The organism is Rubripirellula amarantea (genome assembly GCF_007859865.1).
Classification (GTDB): Bacteria; Planctomycetota; Planctomycetia; order Pirellulales; family Pirellulaceae; genus Rubripirellula; species Rubripirellula amarantea.
The window spans coordinates 178,527-194,073 of sequence record NZ_SJPI01000002.1; the positions used below are offsets into that span (position 1 = coordinate 178,527).

Below are 15,547 nucleotides of genomic sequence, written 5' to 3' on the forward strand. Positions count from 1 at the left end.
TTTAGCCTGTCTTTGCCAACGTGTTTTGAATGTTCTCGAGCCATGCATCGCGAGCCACCATCTGCCGACGCATTTCAAAACGTTTACGATCGATGTCGCGTTGCAACCCTGCGATGGCGGAATCAAGGTGTGCGGCAGTGATGCCGGTGGAAAGTTGGATCCCCGCGAGCGTCGCCGCGAGTTTCGGCTCATGGTTTTCAATCAGAGTGTCTTGGGGGCAAGCGAGGAATTGCACGCTGCCCGGGTCGCCCTGACGAGCCGCGCGACCGGCGAGTTGGCGGTCAACCCGCGGGGAATCTTGGTGCTCGGTCGCGATCACATGCAAACCGCCTGCGGCTTTGGCTTGCCCATCGACTGCGATGTCGGTACCTCGTCCGGCCATATTGGTGGCGATGGTGATGGCACCAGCTTGGCCGGCTCGCGAAACAACGTCGGCTTCGATTTCATCCTGCACACCATTGAGCAGCGTGACGGCCCGATTGAACGCACTGGCAACGGCATTGCTTTCCTTGATCGAGCGTGTGCCGATCAAAACCGGTTGGCCATTCCGAGATCGCTTCATCGCGTCGTCAACGATGAAACGCATCTTGTCGGCATGGTTTGCGAAGTACCGAGCCGGAACGATTTGGCGTTGACTTGGTCGATGAGTGGGAATGATGTCGGTATCAAGTCCATAGAATTCACGGAAGTCGGAAACGTTCTCGCCAGCCGTACCGGTCAGCCCGCTTAGCTTGTCGTAGTACTGGCAATAACGTTGGCGAGTGATGCGTGCTTGAGTCAGCGTTTCAATCGACGGTTCCAGTCCGGCGGCCACTTCGACGGCCTGATGCAAACCTCCTTGCCAGCGGCGTTCGTCATGAATGCGCCCCGTGTTGGCATCAACAATTTGCACTTCGCCCAATTGAACGACGTAGTCAACATCCGGTTTTAGACCGATACGCGCCTTAAGAGCGTTGTGAACCAAGACGGTCCACGATCGAGCCATCTTTTTGCGAGGCAGATTCTCAAACGCCGTTCCAGCGAGTCGTCGGCCCGATTCGGTGAGTTCGATGATGCCACCGTTTTGGATTCGGTAGTCTTGGCCTTCGCTCAGCGACAACGCGAACTGGTCAGCGATCCGATACAAGGCGGGATCGGTTTGCGGGCCCGGGTCTTGTCCGCCAAGCACCAGCGGTGTATTCGCTTCGTCGATCAGGACACTGTCGGCTTCATCGATGATCGCGAACGCGCATGGTCGTTGAACGCTTGCCGTGGTTTGAAAATGTTGGCCTCGAATTCGTTCGACAAAGCGATCTCCCAATCGCATCGCCTCACCTTTTCTTCGTTCAATTTGATCGCGTAAGTAATCGAACCCGAATTCGTAACCGGGACCGTAGGTGATGTCGCAGCCGTAAGCGATTCGTTTGTCGCCTGCTTCTTGTCCGGTATCGAGGTGAGCGATGGTAAGGCCCAGCAGTCGGAACGCCGGACGAGTCGTTTCATAGTCACGCCGAGACAGATAGTCATTGGTGGTAGCCACGTGCACTCCGCGACCAGCCAACGCAAACACGAAAGCCGGAATGGCGGTGATCAACGTTTTTCCTTCGCCCGTCTGAATCTCGGCGACACGACCCTGGGCGAGTCGCCAGCCGGCGATCAGTTGCACGTCGTAGTAGGTCTTGCCCGTCACTCGCCGAACCGCTTCGGTGATCAGGGCAACTGCATCGATGATTGAGTCGTGTTTCACGTTGGCTTGCGAATCGCGCAGCCGGCAAGTCTCACTCGCTAGCATCTTGCTGGAGTGCTTTGCGAGCGATTCGGTTTGACGACGAACTGCGTCAACAAACGCTTGTTCGTTGAACCGACCGCTTCTCGGCCACGGAAAGCGAAATGACAAGTGAGACCCAAAGTAACGAGAAATACGATTCTTCGGGTTTGATCGACTAGTGGGACGGTGCGAGGTGATTGCGATCGAACTAACCGGCAAAGTCTACGGGGGGTGGGAGCGACCGCTCCTGGATTCGTTACGGTGTCCCCGTTGAGAGCCCAGCTTTGAGAACCCAGCAGCAGGAACCAGCGTGAGAAACACGCGCTACGAACCCGACCAGCAACGCGTTTTCGAATCGCGTGATGGGAATTTGTGTCGGGACCAGCGGGCGGATCACCAAGGTCACGTCGGAATGGGGATTACAAACCAGGTCCACCAAGAGCCGAATAAATTCCGTTCGACGGCGGGTTTCCCATTTACCGGGATCCTTCATAATGCTGGGTTTCACGCTCGACTTGACGAAAACTCGATCCGGTAGCCCCTCGCATGACCCAGAACCCGTCCCACGCCAAAATCGGTCCGCTCGGAGTCACCTTTGACGACGTCCTGCTGTTGCCTCGGTACAGCGAAGTTGTCCCCAGCGAGGTTGACGTCAGTTCTCAGTTGACGGCGCGGATCAAGCTTCAAATTCCTTTGATATCATCGCCAATGGACACGGTAACCGAGTCCGACATGGCGATTGCATTGGCCAAAGAAGGGGGGATGGGCATCATCCACAAAAATCTTTCTTTGGAAGCTCAGACCGAAGAAGTGACCAAAGTGAAGCGTTCGGCCAATGGCATCATTGTCGACCCGGTCACGCTGTCGCCGGAGGTCAAAGTAGGTCGCGCCGCAGAGATGATGGACGTCGCAAACGTCTCTGGCATTCCGATTGTGCATGCGGACCAGACATTGGCTGGCATTTTGACTCGCCGAGATCTTCGCTTCCTAGAGGACCCAGACCTCCCAATTAGCGAAGTCATGACCCGTGAGAACTTAGTGACGGCTGTAGGGACTGTAACGCTTGAGGAAGCTGAGAGGATTTTAACGGGAAAAAGGGTCGAGAAACTTCTGCTGGTTGACGAAGATAGAAAACTAACGGGACTCATTACTATCCGCGACATCGATATGATGAAGCGGTTCCCTCGAGCCTGCAAAGATTCGGGGGGGCGTTTGAGGGTCGGAGCTGCGATTGGTGTCGGCGACTTTGAACGGGCGGAAGCCCTAATCAAGCAAGGCGTTGACGTGCTGGTGGTGGATTCGGCTCACGGACACAGCAAGAACGTGATGGAGACCGTGAAGGAAATTAAGAGCCAACGAGGTTGGGACATTGATGTCATTGCGGGAAACGTGGCCACGGCCGACGGAGCCCGGGCATTACTCGACGCCGGGGCAGACGCGATCAAGGTCGGCATTGGACCTGGATCAATCTGCACCACGCGAGTGATCAGTGGCGTCGGCGTTCCTCAGGTGTCCGCAATTTTGGACGCTGTCGAGGTGGCGAATGAACGAGACAAACCAGTGATCGCTGACGGCGGAATTCGCTTCAGCGGTGACATCACCAAAGCGATTGCCGCGGGTGCTTCGACCGTGATGATCGGCAGCCTATTTGCCGGTCTGGCCGAAAGCCCAGGCAAGATGATTCTTTACCAAGGACGGACGTTCAAGTCTTACCGCGGAATGGGATCAATGGGCGCGATGGTAAAAGGAAGTAGCGATCGGTACCGACAAAAGAACACCGAAGCGGGCAAGCTTGTCCCCGAAGGTGTCGAAGGTCGTGTGCCGTTCAAAGGGCCACTCAGTGATTACGTTTACCAACTTGTTGGCGGACTAAGAGCTGGGATGGGTTACATCGGAACACGGACGATCCAAGAACTCAGACGCGACGCGTTATTCACACGCGTCTCGGCTGCGACGGTGAGGGAGAACCACCCGCATGACATCGCGATCACGCAAGAAGCGCCGAACTACAGTCCTGACGCCAAGTCAGGCGATTCTGTCTAACCAACCCAGTTGCTCGGTGGTCTCCACCGTGCTGCGCAGGATCGTCCATGGCGGAGATCGTCGGGCGTCACTTGTTGCCGCACTGTTGCTGGGCAGTTCCGTTTCGCTGGCTCAGCAACCAATCATGCGGCCGGTGCCTCGCACCGCGGAAGTTCAACGATCTGCTGCGATCACACCCTCGCAGCGACCCGTTCAAGCGAACTTGAAGTGGCGTCGTAGTCCCAACATCGCCCCGGTTACTTCGGTCGCCCCGGTCACTACGGTCACTCCGCCCAACCAAGTTTTCGAAGAGCCATCGTTGCAGGTCGCCCAGTCGTTGCAGGTGGCGCAGTCGCAGCCTGAACTACGAAGCGTCCGTCAGCCCATGTCGCATGCTCAAATGCATGATCCATCGCTCGCACAATCACCCGATCAAACCATCACGCCAGCCGCGTACCTTGGTCGACCTGAGCGACCAGGCAGCTTGTTGGACAACTCAATGCCGGGTGCCAGTAGTATTGCTGCGGCTCCCCAAGGCCAAGCCCGACCCTCGGATTACTTCACCGATCCGTTCGGCGACGATATTCAATCGAATCAATCCACCCAGAGCTTGAGCGCGCCTCGCACTGGAACACCGGCTCAAACTCAACCCCTCGAGCAGACCCCTGCGATGATGCCTCAGGGCGGTGAGTTGTCAATGCCAAACGACCTGCGAGAAAAGGCTCAGTCGGCCTTGGAATTGCCCGGCAATCAATTCGAGCCACCTGCCGATTTGGACATGGGTGACGGATTGTTTGATCCGCCCGAGCTTCAACCCGTTGAAGAACCGCCACGCATGAAGCTGAAAACGCCTGACGATGGGCCTCAGTTGCGTGACCTGCTTCGCGACAACACTCCGCAAGAAAGCGATGACCTTGATGCCGAGAGCGATGATTCGTTGGACGCGTTGCCTGAACCCAACGGTGAAGCGAAGAAGCGTGAACCTCGTAGCCAAAGCGATCGAAGCGGTGATAGTGCCGACGATACCTTCGACAATCCTTTCAAGCGTCGTTCGGATGCCAACAAAGACGACATTTCTGACGCGCTCGATGCCGCGGACCGCGCTCGGTTGAACTCCGACGACTTTGACGAAGACGGCGATTTGGATAAGGACCGTGAAGAACTCACCAAGTCCAAAGGTTTGTCCTGCACTGATTTCCGTGATCAGATTCGTAAACGCACCATCGACCAAGTCTCGCTTGATATCAGCGCACCCTACCGGCCTGATGAAATCGACGAAGAACGCTATGAGAAGTTGAAAGCCAAGTTTGATGAAGCTCAAGCGATTCGCCAATGGCGAAACATCGAAGGCATGCCGCTTGCGAGCGGACGACTGCGTGACTTGGCCTACGAAAAGGCGGTCATCGAGACCGAGTATGGATCGTTGGAAACCTTGCCGATCAATGGCTTGAGCGAAGCCGATTTGGCTTACATCAACGAAAACTGGGGCTTGCCGCAAGAATGCTTACTCGAACAAGTCGCCTATGTGCCTCGTTCGTGGACGCCGGCGACGATGACGTGGAAGGCATCGAACTTGTGTCACAATCCGTTGTACTTCGAAGATGTCAACCTAGAACGCTACGGTCACACTCACGGGCCCGTGCTTGAACCCATCGTTCAGACCGCTCACTTCTTTGGCAACATCGCGGTGCTGCCTTACAAGATGGGCGTGCATGGTCCAACCGAATGTCAGTACTCGTTGGGCTACTATCGCCCTGGCAATTGTGCCCCGTGGATCAAGCCACCGGTACCACTGAGCCTGCGAGGTGCCTACTCGCAAGCCGCCGTGATGACCGGAATGTTCTGGCTCATCCCTTAGTCCGATCTCATCCCTTAGTAAGGGACGGGGTTTAGCAAGGGACTGGGTTTAGTAAAGGACAGGGTTTAGTAAAGGACAGGGTTTAGTAAAGGACAGGGTTGCGGTGACAGGTTATTAAAAGAAGTGAGTGCCCACGACTGATCCAGTCGGGGCATTCAGCGGGCTGCTAAGCTAAGCCCGGCCTGCGAAGACCGAGCACTTATACCAAACTCAGTCGATGTTTTCGAAGTCTTCGAAATCGTCGAGGTCATCGTCGATGCTCTCGTCTTCTTCGTCTTCATCACCGCCAGCGGTGTTCAGGCCGAATTCGGCGCTGATTTCATCGTCGATTTCGATTTCGTAGTCGTCCTCGAGTTCTTCTTCAAAGTCGTCATCGAAATCGTCGTCGAAGTCATCTTCGTCAATGTCATCGAACTCATCGACTTCTTCGTCGTCGTCGAGCCCGTCATTGAATCCGTCACCGCGATCGGGATCGGTACCGAATCCACCGTCGTCGCTGTCGTCGTCCGAGCTATCGTCGCTGTCATCCACGTCGTCATCGCTGTCGTCGTCATCGTCGTCCGAGATCAGCAACGGTGTTGGCACGACCGGAACCGGCATGACTGGTGCCACCATGACCGGTGCTGGCATAGCGGGTGATGGCAGGATGTCAGATGCCAAGTCAGATTCGGAGATGGGGGCAGCAACGGTCATAAAGCGAAAGTTCAAAGGACTTTGGAAAGATAGGAAGGCGAGGAAGCCGGGCGAAGTGCCGCTGAGTTTCTCGTTGCCGACGCAATTGTCAACGGCGGGCGTTGGGAAGCGTCGATTCTGAAAACGGTGAGTTGGGTGATGTGATCTGGTCGGACGAGACGGCTTTTTGGTAGCTGAATCAGTGCGAGAATCACAGTCTGCCTGACGGACCCACATTTTGATAGCTCAGAGGCGGTCGACAAGGCGACAGAGGCCACTTTCAGGCTGAAAACATCAGCAAAGTTTCTAATCTGCACTCGAGCACCGATTCTCGATGAAACCAACACCTTTTGGACGCTCCCACAGCGAAAATATGATGAACCGACCAACTGAACTCGCTCATTTGGACGCTGGAGCGCTAAATGATGTTCGTCAGAGCGTCACCTGCGGCTATTTTGGCCTCGCATTGTTGGTGGTCGCTATCGCGCTCTCGAGCGGCTGTGCGTCTCGCCAATACGGGCATTTACTCGCCAGCAACGACAAAGATATGGTCGGTTCTCACGCTGCGGGAGCGGCGACCTGGAACCCACTGGTGGACGAATCGGTCGCGAAAATCCTTTCGCGGTGCCCACCACCGGTTCAAACGGTCGCCTTTGAAGGCGTTAACAACGTTCCGATGGACAACGGAGTGATTGGGTCCGCCCTAGCAACGGGACCCGCGTCGGTGTGTTTCATCGGGGTCGAGAACAAAAGTGCCGAGGAATTAGGTGACTTTAAGGACCAACTTTACGAGCAGATCGATTCTCAGATCAATTCAGCGGAAACGTTCCGAGGAATAAGCCGCCGGATGGTCGATGCGGCCTTGATCGAGACTCGAATGCGTCCTGAAGCCCTGATGCTGCCGCAAAACCGGGCCGTGTTTGCCGCTTCCCTTGGTCGCCAAGGTTCACCGGTCGACTACTTGATGTTTGCGACGGTGACGACCGGCACGACCGACCGTAACAAGAGCACCCAGCGAGACTACACGCTGACCCTGGAAATGGTGAACCTGCACACAGGCGAGTTCCTGAAAGAGTCCGCCAAGATCCGCAAGGGTTACAGCAAGACTCGCGCGGGCAAGTGGTGGAACTTCGGTATCTTTGATCAAGCCGACGGTTGAGCCCGTGATCGGTTCCGGTCGTACTCGTTTGTTATTAGCGATTGCCTTTGTGTCGCTGCTAGGTGGTTGCGCACGTTCGGTGGCCACCATTGCCGATGCAAGAATGGCGTTCGCCAGCGGTGACTTACCGACGGCCCAAGCGACCTTGGAACCCATTGCAAAAAAGCGAGGCCGCAACCGCGATGCAGCTTCGCTGGACTTGGCCATGGTGAAGCTCGCCGCCGGGGAAGTTCACTCAGCCGAACAAACGCTGCGTGAACTGCGCGATCGATTTGACCAGGCACCTAAATTGTCGTTGGCTCACGACGCGGCATCCACGATGACTGACGACAATACCCGCGTCTTTCGTCCGGCGTCACACGAAGAAGTCATGATTCGTGCGATGTTGTCCATCTGCTCGCTCGCTCGTGATGGAACCGATGCCGAGGCGTACGCACTGCAAGCGACCACCAAACAGGATCAGCTTCGAGTCGAGGCCGAAGCGCGGGGCATCCCGTTAGCCGCAAACCACTTCCAACCGATCGCGCTTGCGCCGTATCTGCGCGGCGTGTTACGCGAAGCGACTCACCACGACTACGACGATGCTGCCAAGGCCTACCAACTCGTCAGTGCCGTGCAGCCTCAGTTTGCACCCGCGGGTGAAGATATCGAGCGGGCCACCACGGGCGCGCACTCTGCACCGGGGCATGGCGTGCTTTACGTCATCGCATGCGTCGGAGAAGGCCCGCGGCTCGAAGAAACCACGGCGCCGACGACTTCCGCCGCGCTATCAATTGCCTCGGTGGTGTTGAACGCTCAAACCAACCAAGGATCGGGAAACGGCGACCAAGAAAATGGTCCAGTGTTGCCCAACATTGCGCAAGTCAAGGTTCCGCGGGTGGTGGTTCCGCCAAGCAATCTTGCTGCCATCAACGTGAAAGCTAGCGGCGCAGAGTTTGGCGTCACTCAAACGCTGACCGACGTCGGGCAGCTAGCGATCTCGCAAAACGAAGCGGAAATGCCTTGGACGATCGCTCGCGCCGTCACTCGCCGAGTTGTGAAAGAAACAACCGTCGCCAAAGTAACCGATTCAATTGGTCTTGATGGCAGTTTGGGATCACTGTTTCACTTTGCCGCCGCCAGCGCATGGTCGGGTGTCGAAAAGGCGGACACGCGTTGTTGGGGGCTATTGCCTCGCGAGATTCAAGTTCTGCGTTGCGAGTTGCCCGAGGGGAATCATCCTGTGGAACTGCAAGCGGTTAACTTTCACGGCATCGTCAGCGGCATGCCGCGAATCGAAAACGTCACGATGGTAAACGGACGCAATACTTACTTGATCGTAATCGCACCTCGAAATGCGATTTATGTGGTCCGATCGCAGTAGCCGATGGCCAACCCAGTTCAGCGATTGTGGGCCTTCGATTGTGGGCCTTCAATTGTGCGACTTCGAAAGTGGGCCAGCAAAGTGCTCAATTGAGTCGAACAGCTTTGCCGCAGGGTGAGGACTTAGCCTTATGACCGAAGCGCTTCAAGCTTCGCCAATGCTTGCCCGCCATCGATTGCCTCGGCCGCCATCGTCACTCCTTGCGCGACATCCGAAACTTTGCCCACCAATAAAAGCGCCGTGGCGGTTCCCGCTAGCACTGTGTCACGGCATGGACTCGGTTGGCCCGCAAAGATGCTTTCGATGATAGCGGCACTTTCGGTAGGGTCGGCCGCAGCGAGGGATTGAGCATCGACCGAGGGCAGTCCGAAATCGTCAGCGGTAAAGGCGTGAGTCTTGGACTGGTCACCGCCGACTTCAATGATGTTGGCGGTACCCGCCAGCGATACCTCGTCCTGGCCATCGGAGGAATGAACGACGAATGATCGGATCGTTCCCAATTGGCTGATCGCGCTGGCGACTTTGTTTTGCGCGTCGACACTCGATGTGCCCAACAATTGATGCGTCGCACCGGCCGGATTGCATAGCGGGCCTAGCAGATTGAACAGCGTCTTCACGCCAAGTTTGCGTCGGACGCCAACGACGTGTCGCATTGCGGGGTGCAACTTGGCTGCAAAGCAAAAGCAGATTCCGATCGAATCCAACCGCTCGGCGACTCCTTCGGCGTCGGATTCAATCTTTACCCCAAGCACTTCCAAGACATCGGCTGACCCCGTCAAGCTGGTCGCCTTGCGGTTGCCATGTTTCGCCACCGCGACTCCGCAAGCCGCCGCGACGATCGCCACCGCGGTGCTGATGTTGAACGTTCCACTGCCGCTGCCGCCGGTGCCGCAAGTATCCAACAGCACTTCGTGATGGTGAGGGATACGAGTCATGTGGCGGCGCATCGCCTGGGAAGCGCCGACGAGTTCGCTAACCGATTCGCCTTTGTCCTTGAGTGCCAACAGCAGCGCAGCGATATCGTCGTCACTGGCCTCGCCACGTAGCATCGTATCTATCAGTTCGCTGGTTTGTTCGACAGACAAATCGGCCCCCGACTGAGCCTGATGGGCAGCGACGGCGAAAAGGTTCGGAGAGGTCATGAGTCAATGCAAAAGAGGAAACGTAGAACGGAATCCATTACGTTATACGGGGATGGAAGTGTAGTGACGAGTGAGTGCAGCAAACGGAATGAATTTCGTTCTACGGGCCTGTGTCAGCATGAGGCTCCCTGAATGGTGCCACCCAACATGCAGAGTCGCTGTCATGCCATCCATTCTCTGCGACGTTCGATTGAACGGAAAGTGCATGGCACCAAATGTTCCATTTGGGTTCGGGCTCTGCCGGGCGGTCACCAAACGATTGGGACAATCGTTCTACATTGGGACGGTAGAACAACTGTCCCAGTTGTTTGGGATGGGTAGTGTTGGGGATCTGGCCAAACGATTGGGACAATCGTTCTACTCTGGGATGGTAAGACAACTGTCCCAGTTGTTTGGGATGGGATGTATTTGGTGGTTCCCAAACGATCAGTGGCCCGACGTTCAATCTCGTTGCCAATACAGGAATTCGTTTTCGCGAAGCTTGGCTTTCTTCGGATTCTCCGAGATGTAGCCTTGCAAGTACGCGAACTGCCGATCACTGCGGATGATGTGATCAAACGGTTCCGGTTGCCAGATGGCCCCCGATTCTTCACGCAAACGATTGATGTTCCTCGCTGAAAATCGCATCCAGCTTTGGCCGACGACCGACAAGTCAAAACCAGTCCGAAATTGAACGATCGCGTGAGCGTGATTGGGCATGATGACGAATCGGTCCAAATCATATCGCTGGCCATCGAAATGCAGGATCGTTTGGGCGACTTCGGCGGCCAGTTTTGGATCACGAAACGGGCAACGTCCGTGACACTCATCGAGCGAACGATTAAAGACTCGATCGCTCAGCCGTTTGAACTCGATCGACTGAGTGGGATCGAGTTGCCTCATCATCTGGTCATGGTCGGGAAACCTACCATGCACGACGCTGGCCGCGAGTGCGATAGGCAACCCTGATTGAGTCAACCAAGCTTCGAGTTCGCGCTGCCATTGCAGGATGACTTCCTTGGGCATCGAGTCGATGGTGCGAAAGGTGACAAAGATGGCTGCTCCCGGCTGAAACCAGTGAGGCAGATTACGCTCACTGACGAACAGTTCTGCCGACCGATCTAGCGGATTGAACGTAACGGCTGTCCGGAGCTTTGGTTTCGGATCCATAGCAGGATTGTAAATAGGTGCCGTGGACTGTGTTGGGGGGATCCGATCAAACGATTGGGACAATCGTCTTACCCTGGGATAGTAGAGCAACTGTCCCAGTTGTTTGGTGTCGGATGTGTTGGGGATCTGACCAAACGATTGGGACAATCGTTTTACTCTGGGATAGTAGAACAACTGTCTCAGTTGTTTGGGTTTGGATGTGCCGAGTGTTGGCAAAAGGTAAGTGTTCGGTGGGGGGATGAATTGGGTGGCGATAGCTTGGCGAGTTTTCTTGAACCCAGGAGGTCAACATGCTGCCGTCCCCTCGTCAGGTTTGGGCCGAGCGATTGAATCGCGATCGCGCCAGTCCACAGACCGTCAAGGCGTTTTACCAAGCCGAGAACGTCTTGGTGCCCCAATTTCGAAGAAGCTCGTCGAAGCGGAGGTCGCTGCCTCGCCCGCGTATCTCTCGGTCAACCTTGTCGCGCAGCCAAGTGATGATCTCGGCCTGGTGCTGCACGGCGGAGCGACCCTCAAGCTCAGCAGGGAAACTTAGGTGCGCACGTTAATTACCTCCGCCTCCTTTATCGCGTCCTTAATCAATTTCGTGAACGAAATGGACGCACACGAGTGCCCCGATGCCTTGCGTGCCATCCACCATGCGACGGGGCGATATGGCGACGCATCGCTTGGGAAGCGCCGACGAGTTCGCTAACCGATTCGCCTTTGTCCTTGAGTGCCAACAGCAGCGCAGCGATATCGTCGTCACTGGCCTCGCCACGCAGCATTGTATCTATCAGTTCGCTGGTTTGAGCCACGGACAGGTCGTTTCCCTTTCGGGCTTGCTGTGTCGCAATCGCGAACAGGTTGGGTGAGTTCATAGTGGACAAGCGATGGTCCTAGCATGCGGGCGTGAGACGATTTACAATTTTGCGATGAGCCGAAAGATAATCTTAGACTGTGATCCAGGCATCGACGATGCTGTGGCCCTTTGTATCGCATTGTTCGATCCCCGTGTCGATGTGCAGGCCATTACAGCAACGGCGGGGACGGTCGAGGCCGAAGTGGCTACCAAGAACGTCCACGCGATCGTGGCTCACTTGGATCCGCCTCGCTACCCGCGGATTGGTATGGCGTCGCCGTGTGAGGACGCACCCGTGATGGGAAATAGCGAATTGCACGGCAGCACTGGGTTGGGGGAATTCGAGTTCGAGGGAGCTGATCGGCAGCACCAAACGCCCAGCGATAAGGTAATTGGCGAACTCGCTCATCAAAACCCAAACCAAATCACGCTGGTTTGTCTTGGCCCGCTGACCAACTTGGCTCGGCTTTGTCGCAGGGACCCGATGGCCGTAGGGCTGCTCGATAAGGTCATTATCAGTGGCGGAGTCGTGCGAGCCCCCGGGAACGCCAGCGCCGTGGCAGAGCGGAACATGTACTTCGACCCCAAGTCGGCCGCCGAGGTATTTGCATCCGCGACAACCAAATCCCTGGTGCCGCTCGATGTGACCGAGGCTGTTGGGTTCGGCGTCGATCTGCTTGAACAATTGCCTGACAAGTTCAGTCGCGCCGGCAGTCTGTTGCACAAGATGTTGCCGTACGCCTTTCGCGCCTACCATCAAAAGCTTGGCCGCGAATTGATACCGCTGTACGATCCCATCGCGCTGTTGTCAGTCTTGGAACCGGACTTGTTTGAGTGGGAGCAGATCGCTGGCAAGGTCGAAACAAAAGGCGAATTGACCCGAGGTGCGACGCTATTTGATCAGCGTCTGCGTCGTGAATGGCCACTGAACATGGAAGTGGCCACGTCCATCGATCGCAACCAAGCCAAAGAGCAAATCGTGCGACTGATGAAGTTCGCGGGCCAGCAAACCTAGACGACGAACCCGAAAGCTAGGTTGAGTTCAATCGCGTTGGTGCGTCGAGTTGGTGCCTCGAGTTGGTGCCTCGAGTTGGGCGACTACTTGTAGTCCACCATCATTGTCCCATTGTCGGCCACATCGAAGAGTGGTCGGCAATATCGTCCGCAGCCCTTCGGTCCACCGGGTCGATAGGTCAGTCCCAACGAGATGTTCCAGGTTTCGTCTTGGAAGTCCCGATTAAGGTCAGCTTCAGCGGGGATCAAGAAGGTTGCCGACGAATTGAGCAACAGCTTTTGAGTGAGCGGCAGGTTCATCCCCGCACCCAACAACGTGTCTTCTCGGTCGGTCCCACCGATGAACGCAGTCCAGTCACCGCTGCGGTTCAGCAATCGACGATAGAACACTCGGTATTGGTCGGTTGGTTCGATCGAGATGCTGCCCGCGAAAATCGTGTTGGTGGAATCTTGAACCGCCGTTGTCGATGTTGAATCGCTAAGGCCGGCCATGTATTGAACGCCGAATACATGGCATCCGTTGGTCTTCCAGCTTACTTCGCCACGGATCTGCAACAGGTCAGCTTGGTACCACCAATCTTCGTTCAGGTAATCGAGCACCGCACCGTATTGCAAACCGTAATCCACGCGACGGAACAGTCCGGCCGTAACAAATACTTGTTGGCGACTTTCGTCAGTGAACTCTGATCCGTAAAGGCTGCTTTGAGTGGCTCGTAAACCAAGTTGGGCAGCCATGTCCCAACCGAACAATTTTTTCAATGAACGACCTTCGTTGAATCCTTCATAGAATCCAAAACTACCACTGCCGCTGCGAACATTTGGATTAGTCGAGCTGGTGTTTGCGTAGTTCAGCGGTCCTTTGAATCCCTGCACGCCGGCAAAGAAATCAAAACGGCACCATTGGACGCGAAGCATTGGTAGGAACAGCGGAATGCTTGAAACGTCGCAGCTACTGCAGGCATCGCACGAGCAATCACCCATGTGTTCCAAACCGCAGCTTGCTTCGATTCCGCATCCGGGTTCCAACCCGCAACTCGCTTCGATGCCGCAGCCGGGTTCGACACCGCAACCGGGTTCGAAACCGCAGCTCGCTTCCAAGCCGCAACTTGGATCCATGAAAATTTGCTCGACACCGCATCCTGGTTCAGCTCCGCAGGCGGGGTCCATGTAGACGCCTTCCGCACCGCAGGTAACATCGCAATCGCAACAGTCGCCGCAACCATTGGGGCAGCCATCGAAGAATCCGACTTGTTTGATTTGGTTTTTTAGCAAGGACCCGTCGAGGGGGGCCTCGGGCATTTCAGTCGGGATTCGACCGTGTGCTGCTTGAGCGACCATCGAACGCGAACGTTGTTTCACGGTCGTTTTGGTGGCTTGGTTTGTCCTGCGTAGGCTATTTTCAACTGAGCCGTCGGCAGCCCCACTGTTTACCGGTGGAACAGCGATTCCGAGCATGCAAAAGAAGATGGCGGTGGTTGCCCACCCTCGGAAGGTCGCGTTAGACGTTATCATGGCGTTGCGATCGTGAAAGCGTTCGTTGAAAGCGATCCAGGTGCGAAACGAAAAAATCCTGCACTGATCGCCAGTTCTCTCATTCTTTCCATCGACTCCTACGACCCGCAAAATGAGTAAACCTTTCCTAATCGTTACATTTTTGCTGTTGGCAGTTTCACGTTTGTTTTGCGTCGCGTCGATCGCTCAAGAAAACGCTGCGACATCAGACGAAGGGCAAAGCAAGAAGGCGGCCAATGAACCGGTCTATCCGCTCGCTTTGTGTTTAGATGGTGATTCGATCTACGTCGTTGATCTCGACTTGCCCGGAGTATGGAAAGCCGGTGCAGAACGTCAGCTCTTCATTCGGGGATCAAAGTATCTGCGAAAGCCGCTCAACCGCCCTCGCTGCGTGATCATGCACCCCGCGGGCGGAATCCTGGTCGCGGACTCGGCGACTCGCGATATCTATCACATCGCCGAGTCGTCCGACGAACCAATCGCCAACGACACGGTCGGTTTGACCGAAGGGCATATTGGGATTCCGATGGCGATGGCAATTTCCGCTGATAAGAAAACGCTGTACGTCGGCGATGCCGAAAAGCGGGCGACCTTTAAGTTGCCTATCGATGGTGGTAGTCCCGAATTGGTTGCACGTGTGAACGCTCGAGGTTTTGCCTGGGCGGATGACAATACCTTGCTTGCGGTCACTCCGGATGCCAACGCCGTTGTGAAGATCAATGTGGAAACCGGCGAAGCTACGCCGCTGATTACCGAACGACCCTACCAGTATCCCAATGGAATCGTGTGGTCAGGCGATGAAGGTTACGTGACCGACGGTTACGGAAAAGCAATCTGGAAGTTCTCTCTCGATGGCAAAACCGAGAAGTGGCATGAAGGCGAGCCCCTGGTCGGTCCCGTTGGCATCGCCATCAGTGACGATTCGTTGTTCGTTGCTGATCCGAAACAAAAACAGATCTATCAGTTCGACCGTAAAAGCAAAGAAGCGAAAGAGCGATTCTAATTTCGCTTTGTCGTTTGTCGCTGACTCACAACAACCGTCCCTGACTCGCCACAACGATTCCTCAC

12 protein-coding genes are annotated in these 15,547 nt (G+C 55.8%); 6 read left to right on the forward strand and 6 right to left on the reverse strand.

The features are described 5' to 3' along the window. Nucleotide 1: 1 nt before the first annotated feature. A complete protein-coding gene (locus tag Pla22_RS14180) occupies nucleotides 2–1,966 on the reverse strand; it encodes a preprotein translocase subunit SecA (protein WP_146515511.1) in 1,965 nt (654 codons plus the stop codon). A 327-nt stretch (nucleotides 1,967–2,293) separates the two neighbouring features. Here Pla22_RS14180 and guaB point away from each other — a divergent pair, with 327 nt between their 5' ends. Both guaB and Pla22_RS14190 read left to right on the forward strand, forming a co-directional pair. Continuing rightward, nucleotides 2,294–3,790 (forward strand): IMP dehydrogenase, encoded by a 1,497-nt coding sequence (guaB, locus tag Pla22_RS14185; protein ID WP_146515512.1) that lies wholly within the window; start codon nucleotides 2,294–2,296, stop codon nucleotides 3,788–3,790. A 28-nt stretch (nucleotides 3,791–3,818) separates the two neighbouring features. Continuing rightward, the gene (locus Pla22_RS14190) at nucleotides 3,819–5,627 is read left to right on the forward strand and encodes a hypothetical protein (protein WP_146515513.1); all 1,809 of its coding nucleotides are present in this window, start codon (nucleotides 3,819–3,821) and stop codon (nucleotides 5,625–5,627) included. 210 nt (nucleotides 5,628–5,837) lie between these two features. Here Pla22_RS14190 and Pla22_RS14195 read toward each other — a convergent pair whose 3' ends face one another. Continuing rightward, nucleotides 5,838–6,335: a hypothetical protein gene (locus Pla22_RS14195; protein WP_165440673.1), complete on the reverse strand. Its 498-nt coding sequence runs from the start codon at nucleotides 6,333–6,335 to the stop codon at nucleotides 5,838–5,840. Nucleotides 6,336–6,675: 340 nt separating this feature from the next. Here Pla22_RS14195 and Pla22_RS14200 point away from each other — a divergent pair, with 340 nt between their 5' ends. Beyond that, the gene (locus Pla22_RS14200; protein WP_242632062.1) at nucleotides 6,676–7,458 is read left to right on the forward strand and encodes a penicillin-binding protein activator LpoB; all 783 of its coding nucleotides are present in this window, start codon (nucleotides 6,676–6,678) and stop codon (nucleotides 7,456–7,458) included. Then, entirely contained in the window at nucleotides 7,439–8,821 is a 1,383-nt protein-coding gene (locus Pla22_RS14205) for a hypothetical protein (protein WP_242632063.1), read from the forward strand. Before Pla22_RS14200 ends, Pla22_RS14205 begins: the two co-directional genes overlap by 20 nt. A gap of 128 nt (nucleotides 8,822–8,949) precedes the next feature. Here the strand turns inward: Pla22_RS14205 and trpD are convergent, their stop codons facing one another. The 3 genes from trpD to Pla22_RS14220 all read right to left on the reverse strand — a co-directional run bounded on the left by trpD (nucleotide 8,950) and on the right by Pla22_RS14220 (nucleotide 11,972). Further along, nucleotides 8,950–9,963: an anthranilate phosphoribosyltransferase gene (gene trpD / locus Pla22_RS14210; RefSeq protein ID WP_146515515.1), complete on the reverse strand. Its 1,014-nt coding sequence runs from the start codon at nucleotides 9,961–9,963 to the stop codon at nucleotides 8,950–8,952. Nucleotides 9,964–10,404: 441 nt separating this feature from the next. Beyond that, the gene (locus Pla22_RS14215) at nucleotides 10,405–11,112 is read right to left on the reverse strand and encodes a transposase (protein WP_146515516.1); all 708 of its coding nucleotides are present in this window, start codon (nucleotides 11,110–11,112) and stop codon (nucleotides 10,405–10,407) included. A gap of 578 nt (nucleotides 11,113–11,690) precedes the next feature. Then, nucleotides 11,691–11,972 carry a hypothetical protein gene (locus Pla22_RS14220; protein ID WP_146515517.1) on the reverse strand — a complete coding sequence of 94 codons (282 nt, stop codon included), beginning with the start codon at nucleotides 11,970–11,972 and terminating at the stop codon, nucleotides 11,691–11,693. A gap of 54 nt (nucleotides 11,973–12,026) precedes the next feature. On the opposite strand from Pla22_RS14220, the gene Pla22_RS14225 reads away from it, so the two are divergent. Next, entirely contained in the window at nucleotides 12,027–12,968 is a 942-nt protein-coding gene (locus tag Pla22_RS14225) for a nucleoside hydrolase (protein ID WP_146515518.1), read from the forward strand. A gap of 83 nt (nucleotides 12,969–13,051) precedes the next feature. Here Pla22_RS14225 and Pla22_RS14230 read toward each other — a convergent pair whose 3' ends face one another. Further along, nucleotides 13,052–14,479: a DUF6666 family protein gene (locus Pla22_RS14230; RefSeq protein ID WP_146515519.1), complete on the reverse strand. Its 1,428-nt coding sequence runs from the start codon at nucleotides 14,477–14,479 to the stop codon at nucleotides 13,052–13,054. Between the two features lie 112 nt (nucleotides 14,480–14,591). On the opposite strand from Pla22_RS14230, the gene Pla22_RS14235 reads away from it, so the two are divergent. Further along, complete coding sequence (locus Pla22_RS14235) at nucleotides 14,592–15,482, forward strand: SMP-30/gluconolactonase/LRE family protein (RefSeq protein WP_146515520.1); 891 nt, start codon at nucleotides 14,592–14,594, stop codon at nucleotides 15,480–15,482. Nucleotides 15,483–15,547 lie beyond the last annotated feature (65 nt).